The 20867-nt window shown below is 37.7% G+C and carries 18 protein-coding genes, 1 tRNA gene and 1 pseudogene; 8 read left to right on the forward strand and 12 right to left on the reverse strand.

Annotated elements, in window-relative coordinates; translation table 11 throughout:
• Positions 1–383 precede the first annotated feature (383 nt).
• From gmtX to RGQ13_RS10480, 7 genes and pseudogenes are all read right to left on the reverse strand, one after another.
• A complete protein-coding gene (gene gmtX, locus RGQ13_RS10450) occupies positions 384–1022 on the reverse strand; it encodes a gamma-mobile-trio protein GmtX (protein ID WP_348389695.1) in 639 nt (212 codons plus the stop codon).
• Complete coding sequence (gene gmtZ, locus RGQ13_RS10455; RefSeq protein WP_348389696.1) at positions 1019–4534, reverse strand: gamma-mobile-trio integrase GmtZ; 3516 nt, start codon at positions 4532–4534, stop codon at positions 1019–1021. Before gmtZ ends, gmtX begins: the two co-directional genes overlap by 4 nt.
• Positions 4527–5945, reverse strand: coding sequence for a gamma-mobile-trio recombinase GmtY (gene gmtY / locus RGQ13_RS10460; protein WP_348389697.1), 1419 nt, complete (start codon positions 5943–5945; stop codon positions 4527–4529). Before gmtY ends, gmtZ begins: the two co-directional genes overlap by 8 nt.
• A gap of 132 nt (positions 5946–6077) precedes the next feature.
• Positions 6078–6188 (reverse strand): annotated as a pseudogene (locus RGQ13_RS10465) (radical SAM protein); the annotation flags it as partial.
• A gap of 80 nt (positions 6189–6268) precedes the next feature.
• Positions 6269–7963, reverse strand: coding sequence for a phytoene desaturase family protein (locus RGQ13_RS10470; protein WP_348389698.1), 1695 nt, complete (start codon positions 7961–7963; stop codon positions 6269–6271).
• Between the two features lie 162 nt (positions 7964–8125).
• Positions 8126–8653 (reverse strand): DUF3750 domain-containing protein, encoded by a 528-nt coding sequence (locus tag RGQ13_RS10475; protein ID WP_348389699.1) that lies wholly within the window; start codon positions 8651–8653, stop codon positions 8126–8128.
• 609 nt (positions 8654–9262) lie between these two features.
• Positions 9263–9353 (reverse strand) — tRNA-Ser (locus RGQ13_RS10480).
• 176 nt (positions 9354–9529) lie between these two features.
• On the opposite strand from RGQ13_RS10480, the gene RGQ13_RS10485 reads away from it, so the two are divergent.
• The 8 genes from RGQ13_RS10485 (at position 9530) to RGQ13_RS10520 (ending at position 15366) form a co-directional block, all read left to right on the forward strand.
• Entirely contained in the window at positions 9530–10126 is a 597-nt protein-coding gene (locus RGQ13_RS10485; protein WP_348389700.1) for a DNA-3-methyladenine glycosylase I, read from the forward strand.
• A 210-nt stretch (positions 10127–10336) separates the two neighbouring features.
• Entirely contained in the window at positions 10337–11008 is a 672-nt protein-coding gene (locus RGQ13_RS10490) for a Bax inhibitor-1/YccA family protein (protein WP_348389701.1), read from the forward strand.
• Between the two features lie 132 nt (positions 11009–11140).
• The gene (gene tusD / locus RGQ13_RS10495) at positions 11141–11515 is read left to right on the forward strand and encodes a sulfurtransferase complex subunit TusD (RefSeq protein ID WP_348389702.1); all 375 of its coding nucleotides are present in this window, start codon (positions 11141–11143) and stop codon (positions 11513–11515) included.
• Positions 11512–11883, forward strand: a complete 372-nt coding sequence (tusC, locus tag RGQ13_RS10500; protein ID WP_348389703.1) for a sulfurtransferase complex subunit TusC — start codon at positions 11512–11514, stop codon at positions 11881–11883. Before tusD ends, tusC begins: the two co-directional genes overlap by 4 nt.
• Positions 11884–11886: 3 nt before the next feature.
• Complete coding sequence (gene tusB, locus RGQ13_RS10505) at positions 11887–12174, forward strand: sulfurtransferase complex subunit TusB (RefSeq protein ID WP_348389704.1); 288 nt, start codon at positions 11887–11889, stop codon at positions 12172–12174.
• A complete protein-coding gene (locus RGQ13_RS10510) occupies positions 12165–12497 on the forward strand; it encodes a TusE/DsrC/DsvC family sulfur relay protein (RefSeq protein ID WP_348389705.1) in 333 nt (110 codons plus the stop codon). The genes tusB and RGQ13_RS10510 overlap by 10 nt, the downstream gene beginning before the upstream one ends.
• Before the next feature lie 174 nt (positions 12498–12671).
• A complete protein-coding gene (locus tag RGQ13_RS10515; protein WP_348389706.1) occupies positions 12672–13139 on the forward strand; it encodes a (2Fe-2S)-binding protein in 468 nt (155 codons plus the stop codon).
• Position 13140: 1 nt separating this feature from the next.
• A complete protein-coding gene (locus RGQ13_RS10520) occupies positions 13141–15366 on the forward strand; it encodes a xanthine dehydrogenase family protein molybdopterin-binding subunit (RefSeq protein ID WP_348389707.1) in 2226 nt (741 codons plus the stop codon).
• A gap of 255 nt (positions 15367–15621) precedes the next feature.
• On the opposite strand, the gene RGQ13_RS10525 is transcribed toward RGQ13_RS10520, so the two are convergent.
• The 5 genes from RGQ13_RS10525 to lolA form a co-directional block, all read right to left on the reverse strand.
• On the reverse strand, positions 15622–16743 hold the full coding sequence (locus tag RGQ13_RS10525) for a DUF3083 family protein (protein WP_348389708.1): 1122 nt from the start codon (positions 16741–16743) through the stop codon (positions 15622–15624).
• A 455-nt stretch (positions 16744–17198) separates the two neighbouring features.
• On the reverse strand, positions 17199–18479 hold the full coding sequence (gene serS, locus RGQ13_RS10530) for a serine--tRNA ligase (protein ID WP_348389709.1): 1281 nt from the start codon (positions 18477–18479) through the stop codon (positions 17199–17201).
• A 22-nt stretch (positions 18480–18501) separates the two neighbouring features.
• Positions 18502–18879 carry a fluoride efflux transporter CrcB gene (gene crcB / locus RGQ13_RS10535; RefSeq protein ID WP_348389710.1) on the reverse strand — a complete coding sequence of 126 codons (378 nt, stop codon included), beginning with the start codon at positions 18877–18879 and terminating at the stop codon, positions 18502–18504.
• Entirely contained in the window at positions 18872–20230 is a 1359-nt protein-coding gene (locus RGQ13_RS10540; protein ID WP_348389711.1) for a replication-associated recombination protein A, read from the reverse strand. The genes crcB and RGQ13_RS10540 overlap by 8 nt, the downstream gene beginning before the upstream one ends.
• Positions 20217–20864, reverse strand: coding sequence for an outer membrane lipoprotein chaperone LolA (gene lolA, locus RGQ13_RS10545; RefSeq protein ID WP_348389712.1), 648 nt, complete (start codon positions 20862–20864; stop codon positions 20217–20219). The genes RGQ13_RS10540 and lolA overlap by 14 nt, the downstream gene beginning before the upstream one ends.
• Positions 20865–20867: the final 3 nt, after the last annotated feature.

Consider the following 20867-nt stretch of genomic DNA (forward strand, 5'->3'; position numbering starts at 1 on the left):
ACTATACTAGGCTCGAAGTTAACGCCTAGTTATGGAAGCTCAACGACAGCTTTGAGCTGTGACCTCACTCACAAGCGATCATAAAATCTCGGTGAAATATTATCATGGCTTCACAAAAGTTTGGTGTACCCTTATGCTCAAAATTACTGTTATGGTCGCGAAGGTCAACGTCTGCTTAGCAGAACAAGTTTAAAATAAAGACGACTAACCGAATAGCTGAGATTGGCACAAATGCGACGGTCGCAATGAAAGAATTAAGTTCCCACGAAGACTAATTCTCGAAAAACAGCAACGGAGGTAGTGGCATTTCAAATTATAAATGTGCCTGTCTTTTCTGCCTTTTGCTGTCCGTAAAAATTATTGAGTGCTATTTAAATAATAATTTATACAGATAATATTTTTTCGATCGCTGTTATAAAACCAGCCTTAAATATTAAATTGCCATCTTCATCTTTAACCTTACCGCGCTTGTCTGTCGTCCATCCTTTTTTAATAAGCACTTTGGGATCAATTGCATGTAAAAGTGCTGTTCGCTCTTGTGTATATAAATAATGATGAGGTACAGATTGTTGTGAATTATCAGCCATTCCCCTATTTGCCACTACTGGTCTTAGATCAATATTTATACCTGCGTGTTCCTTCGCTAATTGAAGTTGTCCTTTTAATCGACTTTTTTCTGCAATTAAATCCCGTACCAGCCACATGATACGACGATCTGTTATTTCGTCAACCCAAGAGTCTTTCTCTTGAACTTTATTTGAAATGACCTTTAGCGGCTTTTTGAACACAGCCCAAGATTCAATTAATACACGGTATTTTTCACCAGTCTTATTTCTAATGGCCTGAGCTTTAGGTCCGTAAGCTGCTGCACTTAGACGGCCAATTGTGGCTATTGAAAAATCACTCCCCCCCCGTTCTGCCTGATCAGTGCAGACTTTATGAATTATGTCTAAAGACCTTGCTGTTCTGGAAGTTACGTCTTGTTTGAGCTTTTCACAAAGCTCATTAGGTTCATGGATCATACTTCCTCCAGTATGGGTTTGTTAAAGCCTAAATTATTCTGATTACCGAGTAAGATGTTCTTCACTTCATCCCGAAGTGGTGTGAGTTGATTTTCATCCTTTAAATCATCCAAAAATAAGTCTGCGTTCATCAGTTTTTCAACATTTCCCCATGACTTAAAACGGCTTAGTAGGAGTTCGCTCATTTGGTTGCCAACTGCTAATTGTTGTTCTGGCGAAAGCAGATACATTTTTGGTTCCATACCATTTTGTTTAGCCATTTTATCGATAAGCTGGGAACGTCTTGGGTTGGCGGTTGATGCGTCCGCAAGCGCATAAATAGTTGCGTTTTGACATACTGTACTTAGCTGATGGAACTCGCTATTTGTTTCTTCAAGGCTCCACCCCATACTGGAAGAGGCTGTATTGGTAACTAACATATTCTCGGTTGTTGAGTCATTCTTGATGGATTCATTTAAAAGGGCAATACATTGACTAACGAGTCTCGCAAGATATACCGTGTCAGTCGCGTACATACTGGTTTCTTTAGCGACCATTTCAAGGTTTGACTCAGCCTTTTCTAATTCAATTGATTTAGTGAATAGATTGTCACTTGTCTCGCAGTCATACCGCTCATCTTCTAGCTTTTCAATATGAATAAGAAGGTCGCTCTCTTTTTGTTTAACGCCATACTGCTTTAATGAAATTTCGTTGAAGACTGCGGTCAAACCGCCTAAAAATGCCGGGCTTGTAATAAAGAACCTACAACGGATACAGTTCTTTTCACCCAAATGTCCAGCAACTACCGGCAAGTATTTTTTATATTTAACATTGACTTTTTCAACGTCACCACCTTGTTCACATTTACCACCACCCATAGGACATATTCCAATATCAGTAAAAGAAAAGGCTGATGTAGGATGGTTACCGTGTAATTTGTTAAAGACTAACGAGTCGTTAGGAACTAATGACTCCCTTATTTCTTCAAATTTTTTATTGCGTATTTGTTGTTGGATTCGTGCAGGGGCAGTTGCCATAGCTCGTTTTTCTGCTTTATTGAGTTCATCGCGCATTTCAGCAATACCAATCTTGGTATAGTATATAGTCATCACTATTCTAGCATGGCCTACCAACTTTTGAACGATATGGATTGGCACTTTGGCATCAACGACAAATGCTGTAATCAAACTCACGCGCATCGCATGGGGTGTATATTCTGATTTGTAGGAGTTTAGGCTATTGTATTTATTTACCTTGGTTGTAAGTGGGTTATCACTCCGTTCAATTTGATGCAGCACATAAGATAGCGCTTTGCCAAAGATAGGTTGCTGGTGCGGATTGAAATCATTATGTTGTCTAAACAAAAAACAATTACGACCTCGTTGCTCCAACTTATTTGAGCCTATGGGGTTTGTAAGTTTTAGGTCAGTCCATTTTGTCGGCTCTGTAATGGGGTTATATTTTGATTGCCATTTACGAAGCTTTATCATCCAATACGGTAAGTTTTCAGGCGTCCAAGGAATATCGTAACCACCTTCACCAAAAGCAGTCTTATTTGTAGTGAAATGTAAGCCTAGTTCATTTTCTGAATACTCTTTCAAAAAGCCTTGTTTTTTTGTGAGTCCAGCCAAAGAACCTGTATTACTACACCACTTAATTTTACCGCCGACAAATTCAGGTACTTTTTTATCTGCTTCACCACTGTCACACCAGAGTATTTGTTGACCTCGCGCAGGCACACACAACAAAGTAAACAGAGCAAAAAATCTAGCTGGCGACCACATTTGGTAGACTCTCTCGTTATACGCTCCGATTAATTTCCCTGTGTGCTTACCCTCACGTCTATCTTTCTTTACATACCGATAGACGCAATCGGGGTCGTTTCTATCAATTAATGACAAGTCAACATCAAACCAATCGTTTTCTACAAGACCTTGTATGTTAGTTAAGTCGCTAAAGTTTTTGGCTGTCAAGGGAATAATCCATTCTCTTGCGGCAACCACATACGTATAAGCTAGAACAGGTTTGCAGGATTCGTCTAGTTTGTTTTGTTTTATTTCCAATAAAGTACTTTGAAAATTATTTAACGGATTACGGTAGCCAGGGTGAATATTTCTTTCGTGATCGTCATCAAGTGTACATAGTTCAACAAGGCAAGAATCAATAAACTCCAGGACAATGGTATGGAATGTCATCTTGGCTTTTTCACCAAAATAATTTAGAAAAGACTCATATTGTTGAATATTGATTCTTGTCGTTTTAAGCAGAAATTGTTCGGGTGATTCAGGAAGATTATTACCCATGATAAACTGGGCTATAAATACAATTAAAGTTCGTCTTTTGTGAACTAGTCCAGCCTGAATATTAGCAATATACGAATCATATATTTTTCCCCACTTTTCATACCTCAGTCCTATATCTTTACGAGTAAAAGGTTTCTTTATATCTAAAAATCCGTACCATGTGCCAAAATTCACCCAATTGTTTTGATAAACCCCATATGGAGAAGCAGGTAAGCGCGGGTCTTCTTTATAGCGCTTATTGTACTCAAAATGAGACTGGATGCCGAGGTTAATAGCGGCTTTCGAGGCCTCTTGGATGGTTTTGTACAAGTCAGGTTTTAAGTTGCCTAGATAGCCGTACCATTTGCCAAAGGCCTCCCAATCGTTTTGATAAGTACCGCTTGGAGTAGAAGTTAAGCGCGGGTCTTCATTATATCGATTTTTGTACTCAGGTGTTGACCGAATGCCGAGCTTAATAGCAGCTTGTGAGGCTTCTTGGATGGTTTTATAAAAGTCAGGTTTTTCCTTGCCTAGAAAGCCGTACCATGAGTCAAAGTTCTCCCAGTCATTTTGATAAAAATCGTCTGGAGAAGCAGTTAAACGCGGGTCTTCTTTATATCGATTTTGGTACTCAAGTATTGACTGAATGCCGAGCTTAATAGCAGATTGTGAGGCTTCTTGGATAGTTTTATAAAAGTCAGGTCTTTCCTTGCCTAGATAGCCGTACCATGTGCCAAAGGGCTCCCAATTTTTTTGATAAGTCTCACTTGGAGCAGAAGGTAAACGCGGGTCTTCTTTATAGCGCTTTTTGTACTTAAGTTGAGACTGAATACCGAGATTAATAGTAGCTTGCGAGGCTTCTTGGATGGTTTTGTATAAGTCAGATTTTTCCGTACCTAGATAGCCGTACCATGAGCCAAAGGCCTCCCAATCGTTTTGATAAAAACCATTGGGAGAAGCAGGTAAGCGGGGATCTTCTTTATAGCGCTTATTGTATTCAGATTGAGACTGAATGCCGAGCGTAATAGCAGATTGCGATGCTTCTTGGATGGTTTTGAATAAGTCAGGTTTTTCCTTGCCTAGATAGCAGTACCATTTGCCAAAGGCCTCCCAATCGTTTTCATAAATTTTGTTTGGACAAGCAGGTAAGCGCTTGTCTTCTTTATAGCGCTTTTTGTACTCAAGTATTGACTGAATATAGAGTTTAATAGCAGCTTGCGAGGCTTCTTGGATGGTACTGTATTTATTCATCGGTTTCATCCTTATGCTCAAAAGTTAAGGAGGTTCTTACATTCTTTTCTAAACGGCACAGTTCGGCTCGTATTTCTTTTGGCGATTTAGATTTATAGTCATCCTGAGACTTTGCCGACTTGTGGTGGGCGGCATTTGCTATGTAGAGTTGGCTAACGTTAGCTTCTTCTAAGCGATTTATGTAAGCGTATCTATGTCCATGTGGGGTTGTCCCTAAATCTTTATCAGCGACAAGGCCAATGCGTTTCACTGCGTTTCTGTGCTTTCTTTCAAAGGCGTCGATTGAGTATGGGTCGCCATTTTTGTTTGTAAAAGCAAAAGGGTGAGGTCTTTTTTTATTAGGTTTAACATATTGTTTTGCCAGATATAGCCTCCAATAAAACAAGAACTCTTTACCCGCTGATGGTTCAAACCAATGCACAACCATGAAATTGCCTTTCATCGAACTTAATTTATTATTTTTCCAGCCCGCATGTATCTTCTTGGAACTTTCATATTTAGTTCGGGGCTTCATGTTGAAATTCTTTGCAAGTGTTTCTTCGCGTATTTCAAGCCTCCCCTTTGTGTAAAAACAAGGAGAGTGGCCGATTTCTGGATGGAAGACTGTAACCAAGGCATCTTCAGGATCTTCTGGATGAGGAGTAACATCGTCAATCCAGAGATGAAAAGGCTCTGATCGTCTTAATCCGCCAAAGTGAATGAGAATTGTTATTAAAATATCTCTAAGTTCTAATCTGGTATAAGCTGGTCCGCATGGTAAGCTGCAAGGCTTAACGAAGCCCTTGAAAAGCAAATCATTGATGTGTTCATCAGGAAATCTTTTTGCTGCATAATCAATATCAGTCGCTCTGTCATCCTGTTTATAGCGAACATTTCTTGAGAGCTTGTTCATTTCTATAGCTGACTTGTGTGACCATGTATGACCTAGGAATGCATTTGAATGTTTATGTGAATAAGCAGCCCAATTCAACCGTTCTTCATGGTTCGTTGCTGCTCGCCACGGGTTAAGGTTCACATTATTATCCATGCCTTTATTCTTACAAAGCCAGTCAGAATATTGAGTAATATATGAAATAGTCTTATTAGCAGATTGAATACTCTTTTTTGACCAGCGCAGGCCCGTAGAGTCGACGCCATCTCTGTTAACGGTTCCTGTAAAAAGCTTATCCGCAAAAGCTTTGAAAAGATCAGAGGGATTTTTGTAATAAGCTTCATTGAATTCAACAAACTCAACAAGCAAGCAAACGGAACGCACACTCGCATCAAGCCAAGATTGACTCATGTGCATATTATAAATTGAGTAGTCTAGGTATGACTTTAAGATCCCTTGTTTAGTAAAGATAACAGGCAATCGAATTTGGGTATTTCCATCAATATGTACAGTAGTTCTAATGACCACTGGGTGGCTCATACTTCATCCTCCCATATAATATATAGTATATATTAGGGGGGAGCACGCTAATTATCAAGCGATGTTCATGATAAATTTAAAGAGATAAACTACTATTAGGGGAAAAATGGTATATTAAATATGGGGGTTATACTCGCAGAAAGTGCATTTATTCCAAGAGCAGCCATTGGTCACTTGTAGGATCAGACTTTTCCATTCACTTGGTGGACGAAATACAGGTTCAATATAATTTAGTGGATACATATATAATTATTTTCATTAAAATGGTTTAACAACATAGAAAATTTTAGACAAAGCTAAATCCATATAAACTAGCAAATGAATTACTTGCTATTGTACTCGTAATTTTTAAATAAAGCTGTCACTTGCGACATTTTTCTTAAGCCTTGCATACGCATGGTTGTCATAACTCCTCCCATTAGCGCACCGCCAACACCTGCAGTCATAATGTCAGCTCCGGTAAGAAAAAGATTGTTAATTGGAGTTTGCGGATGTAGGAAAGACTTGTTGAACCGCTCCACCTTATGATCCAAACCATAAATTTCACCCTCAACATTTCGTTGATAGAACTGAGTTGATAGAGGTGTTGATAATTCATAATAATCGAGCTTATCTCGTAATTGAGGCTCTCTTTCAAATAACTTATGTAATAGCTTTTGTGATAACACTTCTTTATAGGCAAGGTATTCATCACCACGTTTATTCCACTGCGTTTCTTTCCACTGTTCAAACCAATGACTATGTGTGATAGAAACAATTTCTACAGTAGATTTATTGGGAAAATGCGTTGACCATTGTGGATCTTTAGTTGATGGGAATGATATATATACTAAAGGTAGCTCTGCGTTGATGTCATCTTTGTTAGTATTTTGAAAACGCTCTACGTTACCCTCATGATCACTATTAGGGTATAACCATAAGTTAGTACTGTGTAAATTTAGCTCTTTGCTATCCCCTTTAAAACCTGCATACAAACAAATAGAACTACTAGAAACGCTAACGTCTTTCATCCAATTAGTAGTTCTATGCTGGTCTTGACTTGATTGTGGTAATAATTGCTGCATTGTTTGTACAAAACCAATATTACTTACAACTTTATCAGCTGTTATTTCAGTACCATCCGCGACACGAACACCATATGCAGTGTTATCTTTAACCAATATTTCATCTACTTGTGCATCAGTAAAAACACCCCCACCTGATTTAAGTATTGTTGGAATAATTTCACGGGCAATTGACGATGCACCGCCAACGGGATAAGCCGCACCGGCGAGGTAATGCTTAGCAAGCAAGGCATGCATTAAAAATGCAGACTCTTTTGGTACATGGCCATAGTCACCCCATTGCCCAGTTAGTACAGATATAAGTTGCTGGTTTGCGGTCAACCCTTCAAGTACTTCTCTGGTCGTTAAGAAAAACTCTTTTGAAACTAACCTAGGTCTAAAATAGTTATATATTTTTGCCATCCATAAAGGTAATGCCTGTCCTGCAAAGTATTTAGCACTTTCTTTGCTTATCTTTCTAATTAACTTAACGTATTGCTTAATTGCATTTTCGTCTTCAGGAAAGCGTTTGACGAGGTTTTCAATAAAATTATCTTTACCTGCAACAAAATCATACTCTTCGTCGCCTAATACAATTTTATCGTAAATAGGATCCATTTCGGCCCATTTTAGACGACTATCACTGATGACATCAAAAATACGTCGTAATGAAGAGTATTTTTTATGTACCTCTCCAATATAATGCACACCGACATCCCATTCATAACCTTTACGACGATATGCATGGGTAAAACCACCGGCAGTGTAATGCTGTTCAAGTACACAAACTTTTTTACCTAACAAGGACAATAAGGCGGCATTGGCTAAACCACCAATACCAGAGCCAACGACAATAACATCGTAATGTTCATCAACCAGAGATTTTCGAAAACGACGTCCATTTCGGACGGTTCCTTTTTTTTCGCTTTGCTTACTGTTAGTTTCTTGAGATGTTTCAGCTGTAGCTGCAGTCATAAATTCTCTTTTATATTATTATTTTTTGGCATTATTAGATGGCACAGTGTTGCATTTACAAGATACTTATATCAATAGTTTGAATAAAATAAACAGTAATACCTGAGTTTATATTTATAGTTGTATTGAAGGAGAATGGAAGAAAATTATACTGGCAACAGCCTAATCAGCATAACCACTTCCAATTGCACTTAACGGCAAGTCTAATTCAAGTTCAGGAACTTGCAGACCTATCCATGCCAAAAATGTATTACTATTAGGCCCAGGGAACACACTATACTCATTTGCCCAAGGGTAACGTTCTACTGCAGTTTTAATTTTAGGAATTAATTGCTCGGCTTGCTCTCCTTGAATGGAGAGTAATTTTTCTGGTTTAGATCCATACCAATAACGATCAGGAGTTTCGGTAAGATAGCTTCTTAATGCTGGTAACCCTCTTTTTACTCGCCACCCTATCACTTCATAAACGGTATATTCTGTCGCATTCGGTTCTTTAATTGCGATCCAAGGATGCACAGCAAACCAACCACGCCAACTAAAGGCATCTGCAGCATAGACTTCAATCACTGCTGTTTTATTCTCACTAGGTATAGGAGCAATTCCAGCAGATTCTCGACTTGCTGTACGCCAATTATTAGCACAACCACTAACAAAAATAGCAAGTATTAAGACCATAACACCATTTTTCATTCTTTATGTCCTTGGTTTAAGCTGCTCAGTTTAGAATTTTTATATAACAGATTTAATCCTTTCCAATACGTTAAGCCTAGCACCTGAATTTTTTAATAAAAAGGACGTTTAATGATAGATTTGTAAGTAGGTTTGTCTGAATGTAGGTACTACCATTAAGGTTTTCTTAATATGGGGAGGTTCTAGGAGGTTGAACTCTAAGTTGAATTAGCGCTACAAACCCATGCTCTATATTTGGGCAAAAAAAGCCCAACAGTTAGTTGGGCTTTTTCTTTTAATATGGCGGTGAGATAGAGATTTGAACTCTTAAATATGAGTTGGCTACAAACCCATGCCTTTTTTATGGATGAAAAAAAACCTAATCTTTCGATTAGGTTTTTCTTTAAAATATGGCGGAGTTATAGAAGACTGAACTCTAAGTTGGATTAACGCTACAAACCCTGCCCTAATTTTTTTGTAAAAAAAAGCCCAACAGTTAGCTGGGCTTTTTCTTTTAATATGGCGGTGAGATAGAGATTTGAACTCTTAAATATGAGTTGGCTACAAACCCATGCCTTTTTTATGGATGAAAAAAAACCTAATCTTTCGATTAGGTTTTTCTTTAAAATATGGCGGTGAGATAGAGATTTGAACTCTAGATGGGCTACAAACCCATGCCGGTTTTCAAGACCGGTGCTTTCGACCACTCAGCCATCTCACCTGAAGTCTTAAAACAATGTTTGCTTCAAGATGGGGCGCATATTAAAGACTCTCTTAATTGTTGTAAAGCATTAATTTAAAAAAAAGTTTGTTTGCAATTTTTTTCGCCAGTTCGTTGAATTTTTCTGCTAAATTAACAATATATGAACAATTTTTTGCACGCCATTAGGAAATTAAATGTCTAGCTCTGATGAAAAACCAATTTGCCGCTGTCCTTGGTTAGATAACTCTAAACCAGATTACGTTGAATATCATGATAACGAATGGGGAGTGCCAGTTAAAGATGATCAAACTATGTTTGAGTTTTTAACCTTAGAATCTGCACAAGCAGGGTTAAGTTGGTACACGGTTTTAAAAAAACGAGAAAATTATCGCCGACTGTTTGCCAATTTTGATGTTGAGCAAGTAGCTAAATTTGATGACAACAAAATTGAAGAGCTGTTATTAGATGCAGGAATTATCCGTAACCGTTTAAAAGTAAAGTCGGCAGTAAACAATGCAAAATTGTTTATTCAAATACAAAAAGAATTTGGTAGTTTTTGTAATTATATTTGGGCCTATGTAAATAATAAGCCCATTGTGAATGATTTAAATAGCCTTGATGACTACCCTGCTACCTCTGAAGTTTCAGACCTGTTAAGTAAAGACTTAAAGAAGCGAGGCTTCAAATTTGTTGGCTCTACAATTATCTACGCCCATATGCAGGCCTGCGGTATGGTAAATGATCACAGTAATGACTGTTACAGAAAGCAACAAATAATTAAGGCTTATTAGCCTCTTTATATAGCATTTTCTTAGCAATTAAATGTATCATATGCCATAATATGTCACGATTTATGTTTACCTATGTTGATGTTTACGATATAAAAGTAGGTAAAGGGATTGATTTAAAATCATTTGATCTAAAAATATTGAATTTTTTTAATTTAACCCCATCTAATAAATAGTGATTTAATAAGTAATTAAGTTTTCAAAGGAAATTTTATGCAATCTCAAATGGGTTTTAATACTGCTAGCCAAAGCTCAGCTATCGAAATCAATAAAGTTTTACGCAACACCTACATGTTATTAGGTATGACGTTAGCTTTTAGTGCGGTAACAGCGGGTATCTCAATGGCCATGGGCCTTTCTCACATAGCTGCATTAGTAATGACCTTAGCTGCTTTCGGTTTGTTATTTGTGGTTCACAAGAAAGCTGACCAAGCCAGCGGTATCTACTGGATTTTCGGCTTTACCGGTTTAATGGGCGCTTCTTTAGGGCCAATGTTAAACATGTATGCATCAATGCCTGGCGGCGGTGCATTAATCATGCAGGCCTTAGGTGGTACAGCATTAATTTTCTTCGGTTTATCAGCTTACGCATTAACCAGTAAAAAAGACTTCTCATTTATGGGTGGTTTCTTAATGGTAGGTTTGCTAGTTGCTGTTGTTGCTATAATTGCCAACATATTCCTTGCAATCCCTGCTCTTTCTCTTGCGATCAGTGCTGGCATCATCTTAATTATGTCAGGTTTAATCTTATTTGATACAAGTCGTATTATTCACGGCGGCGAAACTAACTACATTCGCGCTACAGTGTCGTTATACTTAAATATTTATAATATTTTTGTACATTTACTACACTTATTAGCGGTATTATCAGGTAATGATGATTAATAAATTATAAAAAATCATTTATAATCAAAGGCTCCGCTCTTAAAAAAGCGGAGCCTTTGCGCTTTTATGGTTTCAATATATTTAGGTTATTAACTTTTTACGTAAAAAATACATTTAACGTTAGGACAGACATTGAGTAGCTTTGCACTAGTAGTGACAACATCTCCTATTGATAATAAAACCAACACAGCGTTGGCTTTTGCTGAACAGTTGTTGGCTGATGGTCACATCTTAAAAGGGATATTTTTCTATCAAGATGGTGTGTTAAATGCTAACAAATATGTGCAAACACCTAGTGATGAGTTAAATTTGTTAACTGCTTGGGCTGAGTTTAATAAAAAAACCTCAACTCCATTGCATCTTTGTTACACGGCTGGAGAACGTCGAGGCCTTACCGATAGTGATGATGATCAGTTTAATCATAATATTCATCCTGCGTTTACTATATCCGGTTTAGGCGAGCTAGTAGTATTAACATGTGCTGCAAGTAAGGTTGTTCAACTATGATGCCCGATCAAATTAAAAGGTATGCTATTGTAAATACTAGCTCAACCTTTGATAAATTTAATGCTAAAGAAGCGCTCGATGCAGCATTAATATTGGCCAGCTATGAAATGGCTGTGTCTTTATTTTTTATTGGTGATGGCGTATACCAAACACAAGCCAGTCAAAATCCTGAACTTATTGATGGTAAAGATTTCATCTCATCTTTTAAAGCGCTCAGTTTTTACGATATAGAAGATATATATATTAGTGAGGCTTGTTTAGCTGAACGCCAATTAACAACTAACTTAGCTTTTAAAGATGCTAAATTAGTAAACAAAGATGAATTTTCAATTTTTCTTAATCAAGCAGACGTGATCTTAACTTTTTAATTTATGGCAATTTTACATATCGTGCGCAACAGCGCATTCGTTGATAATAAACTCAATCTTTGCTTAAGCGTAATAAGTAGTAAAGATACTCTCTTTTTAATGGATGACGGTGTTTATAATATCGCTCACCCTAAACTCATGACTAGAAACGATTCGTTAACTGTATATGCTTTAAATAATCATCTTCAAGCTCGAGGTATAGACATTGGTGATAGCACTATCACCCTTGCCACTCTAAAAGACCTTGTTTCATTATCTGACACAGCGACGAAAGTGATCACATGGCAATAATTTTTAATGATCAACAAATAGAAACCGATAAAGAAGGTTACCTATTAAATATCACCGACTGGAGTGAAGATCTCGCGGTGGTGATTGCGATAGGAGATAACATTGAATTATCTCAAGATCATTGGCAAGTGGTTATTTTTGTTCGTAATTTTTATTTGGAATATAAAACCTCTCCCGCTATTCGCGCCTTAATTAAAGCTCTAAAACAAGAGTTTGGTGAAGAAAAAGCTAATAGTCGTTATCTTTATCGACTATTTCCGAAAGGCCCAGCCAAACAAGCGACAAAAATAGCCGGTTTACCTAAACCGGCCCGCTGCATATAATACTAAGCAGTAAAAACCCAAAGCCTATTTTATGAGGCTTTTTCATTCCAGTTTAATGATTTATTAATCCCCTCATATTTTCTTACAATTTAAGAGCCATTATTGCATAGTGTTTATTTTCAAATTTAATGTATATTAATAAGTTATTAACTTATTTAGTACAAGAGAGCGACTATGAGTAAAACAATTAAAATTAATGGCGTAGACCAGCCAATAGACGTTGATGAAAACATGCCACTGCTGTGGTTTTTACGAGACAGATTAGAGTTTACGGGCACTAAATTTGGTTGTGGTAGTGGTTTATGTGGGGCTTGTACTGTACATGTAGACGGTGTTGCAACACGTTCGTGCATAATGCCAGTAAATGCCTTGGTTGGTAAATCAATTACCACCATAGAAGGTCTATCAAAAGATGGAAATCATCCTCTGCAGAAAGCTTGGTTAGAAAACAATGTACCACAATGTGGATATTGCCAAGCAGGCCAAATTATGAATGCGGCTAGCTTTTTAGCAACCAATGCTAAGCCAACAGATGATGAAATAGACAATGCCATGCAAGGCAATATATGCCGATGCGGAACCTATCAGCGGATCAAAAAAGCAATTAAGTCGGTTGCCTTTGATTTAGCCAAGGAGGTTTAAGATGAATAAACATGTTACAGATGCCCTTGCTGCATATTATCAAAGCAATGCTCAAGAAATTAGTGTTATCACTAAAATGAGCCGTCGAGGTTTTTTAAAAGCTACAGGAGTTACCGCTGGTGGTTTAGTCATTGGCATTTCAATTCCAAATATTACTGTCGCTAAATCGGCAACGAGCGAGTTTAACCCAAGTGCATTCATTCATTTAAGTGAAAATGGTGACTTATTACTGTTTTGTGGTCGTTGTGAAATGGGACAAGGTATTTCAACCGCCCTACCAGCCGCTGTAGCCGATGAAATGGAAGCTGACTGGTCAAGAGTCACCGTAGAGCAAGGTGAAGGCAATGAAAGCAAATATGGTAATCAGGCAACTGGTGGCTCTGCAAGTATTCGTAAAATGTTTGAGCCAATGCGTAAAGCTGGAGCTGCAGCAAAAGAAATGTTAATTATTGCTGCTGCAAAAGTATGGAATGTTAAAGCGAGTGATTGCTACGCTGAAAATCATTTTGTAATTAATAAATTAAATAATCAAAAACTAAGCTATGGAGAGCTTGCAAGCTTAGCAGCTAATGTAGAAGCTCCTAAAGATCCTACCTTAAAAACTAAAGAGCAATACAAATATATAGGTAAAGCGTTAGACCGACATGATCAAGGCAAAGTCGTTATTGGTAAACGTACCTATGGAGTAGATAGTAAATTACCTGGGATGAAATACGCAGCAGTAACTCATTGTCCAGTCCTTGGTGGTAAATTAAAGTCATTAGATAAAACTGCGGCACTTAAAGTGCCAGGTGTAGTTGATGTTGTTGAAATAACACCTATCAAACATCCATTTAGTTCTGTTGGTGCAGTTGCAGTTGTTGCCGACAACTCTTGGACTGCACAGCAAGCTGTTAAAAAATTAGTTGTTGAATGGGATCTTGGTCCTAATAAAGTTTATAACACCAAAGAATATAAAGCTGAGTTAGTTAAAAATGTTGAAAAGCCGGCTGAATTGGCTAATGAGCGTGGCGATTTAGATAATGCTTTTAAATCGGCTAGCAAAACAGTGAAAGCAACTTATACTGGTGGGCATTTATCTCATGCGCCTATGGAGCCAAATGCCAGCGTCGTGTCAGTAACAGACACAAGTTGTGAAGTTTGGGCATCTACTCAAAGTCCTGCAGACATTCAAAAAGTGTTAGCACAGTTGCTTAACCGTGAAGAAAAAGACATCTATGTAAATGTAATGATGGCAGGTGGAGCATTTGGTCGTAAATTTAAATGTGATTACGTACATGAAGCTGCGGTAATTTCAAAGCAAATTAAAGCACCAGTACAACTTATCTGGTCACGTGAAGAAGATATGCGTACAGGTTTCTATCACTCGATCAGCGCTCAACACATTGAAGCGTCTTTAGATAACAATGGTCAAGTTACCGGTTGGCTACACCGCGCCGCTTTTCCTTCAATAACTTCGTTGTTTCAAGCAGGTTTAGACAGAGCTCCTGCGAATACACTAGGCGAAGTTGATAAGCACCCTTTTGGCATTAAAAACTTTAGAAGTGAAACAGGCCTTGCGCCAGCTCATACCCGTATAGGTTGGTATCGCGCCGTTTATGCAATTTTTTATGGTTTTGCATTTGGTACCTTTGCTGATGAATTAGCCGTTGAAACAGGTAAAGACACGTTAACAATGCTTAACAGTATTTATGATGCCAATGATGATCCTAAACAAGCAGAACAAGTTGAACGCTCTAAAGCAACTCTTGCAATTGCTGCTAAGCATTCTGGTTTTGGTAAAAAATTACCAAAAGGTGAAGGCATTGGTATCGCTGTACATCACAGTTTTCATAGCTATGTAGCAATGGCTATACATGTGAAAGTTGATGGCGATAATATAAAGGTGTTAAATGTTGATTGTGCTATCGATTGTGGTCAAGTGTTAAATACTGACGGTGCAACAGCTCAAATGGAAGGAGCCGTTGTTATGGGGATGTCATTAGCACTTGCAACTGAAATTTCATTTAAAGACGGTGCTGTTGTTAACTCAAACTTTCACAATTACCCTGTTATGCGTATTTCAGATATGCCAAATGTTCGTGTGCATATTACCGATTCGGATGAAAAGCCAACAGGACTTGGTGAGCCGGGTGTGGCCCCTTTTGCTCCAGCATTAAGTAATGCAATATTTGCAGCATCGGGGAAACGTTATCGCGACTTGCCAATGAAACCCATGAATGTTTAATACGACGCTTCTGTAGAAGACCCTCCCTTGTTGCCATGATTTACATGGAAGTAAAGAATGCCGCGGTCACATTTTAACATGGACGTTTTATATTAGAGCAATGCAGGGAGCAATTGCCGGGGATGTGAATGAGCGGTCCATGGCCCGGGAGGATAAGCACATCTATGTACAAAAAAGGCTATATTTCTATAGCCTTTCTTTTTCATCTCTTTATTTACTATTGAAGCAAAATAATGCTTTTATCATTTAATTTGATTACTCTTCATTAAAATGATAAGCAAGGTGCTGATGGAAACGAACTGCTATTTCTTCATGCTCTGGCGACATTTCCAGGTCGGTAGCTAACAGTTTTAAAGCACTGTCTACTCGTTTAAGAAATTCACTATAGCCTTTATTTTCGATATCTTGTTCAGTTGCAGCAAAAACAATTTGCACATAATCAACTAAAGTATCGGTTTTCCAACTACTGTAAAATTCGTCATTAGGATTCTGCGGGTCAAAACCTAATAACTGTAATTCACCGACTTTTTGCTCGGGTACATTCGAACTATTACGAACGATCGGTGTTAAACCATTAGCTATAAATGCGCCTGTGGTTAAATTCTTTCTTTTACCTGCAGCACTACATGAATCGCTGATCATTTTATAGAATTGATCATAAGAGTCTTGTCCAACTAGCTTAACATTTGAATTTTTTAATAATTTTCTAGTGATAGGCAGGCTAGCAACAACGTAGCTAATCGTATCGTGTTTGGCAGGTAACGTTACATCAGATGCTTGATAACGATTTTTTATTAATCGTAAATTATGGCTGTTACCGCCCTCTACACCTTTATCTTTAGCAAATAAATCATAAGTTAAATGTTGATGGTCACGTAAGCGTACTTGCGATGCATCAACGCCTAGTTGGTTAATTAATTTATTAACTACCTTTCTAACTTTTGTATGATAACCAGCAGCACTTGTTCTAACTGAGCTTCCAGAAGCAAGAAATAATATTGATATTTTCTTTGCTCGTATCGCAGGATCAAAATGTGATTTGTAAAACTGATGATATTCAGGATTATAAAATATCAACATTTGTTGGTCTGTTTCCCAATGCCTAATTTCTTGGTTAAATCGTACTCTTGGTAACTTGTCATTAGCAATAAAATGAACATTATCAATCTCTTCATCTTCACATATAGTGAATAACTGCTCAGAAACGTTTTGATAAAATCCTTGCCAAGGTGTTAATTTATCGGCATTTTGCTCTGCATTTAAACGATCTAATAATTCATCAGTAATTTTAAACTCGGCAAGTAAATATTGATTGTAACGAGAGTTAGATGGCAAAAAAATTGTGTTTCCTTTACTTCTACTACGACGAACTGACATGGCTCTACCTTATTTAAAGTTGTATTTATTGATTTGAAATGATTATAACTTAAGACTTTTCTCTTAATGTTATTTTAGAACAAATTCTAGTACATTTCCGTAAACATTTCTTAATTTTTTTAGTTATGACAAAGGTTTACTAGCAAGTTAGGAAATTAAGAGAATTTAAGCCACCCTTGGCAATTCTAAGTTAATTCTTCCCTGAAGTTTACAAACTTATTGCCATGATTTACAGGATGTAATGAATGCCGTGAACGCATTATGACATGGAAGTAATATATTAGAGCAATGCATGGAGCAATTGCCGAGGGATGCGTAAGAAAGGTCCATGGCAGTTTTGGACATGGATGTCCTATATAACGTGAATACAGGAGTATAGAACGTATTGCATTCCCTCATCCCTGAAGTAAAAAAAAGCGCCGAAGCGCTTTTTATTAATATGTTTTTGCGTGTTTTTAACCTAACTTGGTTAACCCACCCATATATGGTTGTAATACTTCAGGTACTAATACAGAACCATCTGCTTGTTGGTAGTTTTCAAGAATTGCTACCAATGTACGGCCTACAGCTAAACCTGAACCGTTTAAAGTATGCAGTAATTCAGTCTTTTTAGTTTCTTTGTTTCTAAAACGTGCTTGCATACGACGAGCCTGGAAATCGCCCATATTTGAACATGAAGAAATTTCTCGGTAAGTATTTTGCGCAGGTAACCAAACCTCTATATCAAAGGTTTTCATTGCACTGAAACCTATATCACCAGTACACAGTGTAACGGTGCGATATGGTAACTCAAGAAGTTGCAAAACTTTTTCAGCATGGCCGGTTAATTCATCTAAAGCATCAAATGACGTTCCTGGCTTAACCAATTGAACTAATTCAACTTTATCAAACTGATGCTGACGAATTAAACCACGTATATCACGACCTGATGAACCTGCTTCACTACGGAAACAAGATGATAACGCCGTTAACTTGATAGGTAATTCATCTTCATCAATAATTTCATCGCGCACTAAGTTGGTTAGTGGCACTTCAGCGGTTGGAATTAATGAGAATTTTTTATTACCTAAATCAGTATGAAATAAATCTTCACCGAACTTTGGTAATTGACCAGTTCCATATAGCGAGTCATGGTTAACTAATAATGGCACGTTAGCTTCTGTATACCCATGAGTATCTGTGTGAAGATCAAGCATGAATTGACCTAAGGCACGGTTTAAACGAGCAACTTGGCCTTTTAATACTACAAAGCGAGTGCCACTTAATTTAGCACCAGCTTCAAAATCTAATCCTTTATTAAGGCCTGCACCTAAATCAACGTGGTCTTTAACGTCAAAATCAAATTCTTTTGGCGTGCCCCAACGACGAATTTCAACATTATCGTCTTCATCAGCACCTTGTGGTACTGATTCATCTGGAATATTTGGTACTGCTGAAACGATAGTATCTATCTTAGCTAACAATACGTTTAACTCTTCTTTAGCTAAATCTAATTTAGCACCTAATTGGCCTACTTCGGCTAATAAAGGTTGAATGTCTTCGCCACGAGCTTTCGCTTGGCCAATAGACTTTGAACGAGTATTACGTTGATTTTGTAGTTCTTGAGTACGAACTTGTAATTCTTTACGCTCATCTTCTAAAGCGTTAAAGGTTGCAGTATCAAAAACATAACCACGACCGGCTAATTTTGCTGCAATTGTTTCTAAGTCTGCTCTAAGCAGTTTTGAGTCAAGCATGATCTGTCACTGTATTATAAATTTATTTTGTAAAAAACATTCCTAAACCTGCTGCTAATACACATAGCACCACGTTTAAAAGAACGTTTAACATGGCTTTCATTATCTCACCTTGCTGCAATAACAACAACGTATCTAATGAAAACGTAGAAAAGGTCGTAAAAGCACCTAAAAATCCTATACCTACCAATGTTCGGTATAAGACGACTTCGATAGTACCTTGCTCAATTAATCCGTATAAAACACCCATTATGAGCGAGCCCGTTATATTAACGATCAAGGTCGCAAAAGGGAATCCTTTTCCGAGTAAATTTAACACTAATTGTGCAATAAAAAATCGTAAACAGGCACCGCCTGCGCCGCCAATGGCAACAAACAAATAAATCATCGCATTATTCATAACGTTTATTCCCTTCCATTTGGTCACGTTCACGTAAATATTTGATTTTTTCTTGTAGTTTTTTTTCTAAACCACGATCAGTTGGCTGATAAAAACTTGCATGGCTGATTAACTCAGGTAAGTATGTCTCTCCAGCAGCATACGCTCCTGGCTCATCATGAGCATAGCGATAGTTGGCGCCATGGCCTAATTCTTTGGTTAGTTTCGACGTGGCATTACGAAGATGCATTGGCACTTCTAAATGGCCAGTATCTTTGGCTAGCTCCCGAGCTTTATTAAATGCACTATAAACTGCATTACTTTTTGGCGCTAGTGCCATATAAACTGTTGCTTGCGCTATCGCCCTTTCACCTTCACTTGGTCCAACTCGATGATAAGTATCCCATGCATTTATGGCTAATTGCATTGCTCTAGGGTCAGCGTTGCCAATATCTTCACTAGCAATTGCCAATAAACGGCGGCCAACATATAAAGGGTCACCGCCACCTTCTAAAATTCGACAGTACCAATAAAGAGCAGCATCAGGATCTGAGCCGCGTACGGATTTATGAAAAGCACTGATTAAATCGTAAAAATGATCGCCACCTTTGTCGTACAAGGCTTGCTTTTCTCCAGCCACCATATTCACTACATCTAAGGTAATGATTACTTTAGTATCGACTTGTTCACTAATATCAAAACAGTTTTCTAGTAAGTTAAGTAACCGTCTTGCGTCACCATTAGCAAGAGCAAGTAATGACTCTTGCGCTTTTGGCTCCATTGTCACTTCATAATTACCATAGCCTTTTACTTTATCTCCAATGGCTCTGGCTAATACTGTATTTAAATCGTCATCTGAGAGTTTTTGTAATAAGTAAACTCGAGCTCTAGACAATAAAGCCTGATTCAATTCAAATGAAGGGTTTTCAGTGGTGGCACCGATAAAGGTAATGGTTCCGTCTTCAATAAACGGTAAAAACGCGTCTTGTTGTGATTTATTAAAGCGATGTACTTCATCGACAAATAAAATTGTGCGGCGATTTCTTGCTTGCGCGGTTAATTTCGCTTTTTCTATTGCTGCGCGAATCTCTTTAACACCTGATGTTACCGCAGAAATACGTTCAATTTCAGCATTGGCGTACGTGGCAATAAGTTCAGCTAATGTAGTTTTACCTGTTCCAGGCGGGCCCCAAAAAATTAAGGAATGACATAACCCTTGTTCTATGGCAATTTTTAATGGCTTACCATCTGATAATAAATGTTTTTGACCGATGTAATCGTCAAGCACTTCAGGCCGCATTCTTGCTGCTAGAGGTGCAAATGAAGCTTGATGATCGAACTCTAACGACAGACTACCATTATCGCTGGTCATCAAAATCTACACCATCCGGTAAGGTAAAGATAAACATCGAATCTTTTGGTAATGGCTCTGATACTACATTACTCAAGTTAAAATGGCTTAACTGCCCTGTCGCATCGGTAACCGTAAATTTAATTAAATCATTACCTGAAAATACTAAATGCAGAGTTTTAACTTGCGCGTCTTCATTTAATGAGGTGATGCGAAATTCGTTTTCAGTTGTCTTTGATACACCATAGTCTTGCCAAGCTTCATCATTTAACCCTGACAATAATAATATTGGCGTATTAGTTACTGCATTTGAAATATTAAATGCAGAAACTTGCTCAACAAATGGGTTATAAAACCATAAAGTTTTGCCATCACTAACCACTAATGTTTCGTCTGGCGCTTTGGTTTCCCAATAAATTAAATTCGGTCGTTTTACCGCGAGAGTACCTTTAGAGTTCTGTAATACATTGCCATCAGCATCTACTACATCTTGAGTAAACGATGAGCTAAAACCTTGCACTGTGTTGAGTTTATCTTTTAATACTTCTTTATAGTCAATTACTGCTGCATCACTGTTTGCGGCATTAGCAAAACTAAAAGATAAAGCCAGCAATGTTGCTGGCAATAATTTTGTAACGAATGTTAGTTTAGACATATC

This window comes from Thalassotalea psychrophila, from assembly GCF_031583595.1.
In the GTDB taxonomy this organism is placed as follows: Bacteria; Pseudomonadota; Gammaproteobacteria; order Enterobacterales; family Alteromonadaceae; genus Thalassotalea_A; species Thalassotalea_A psychrophila.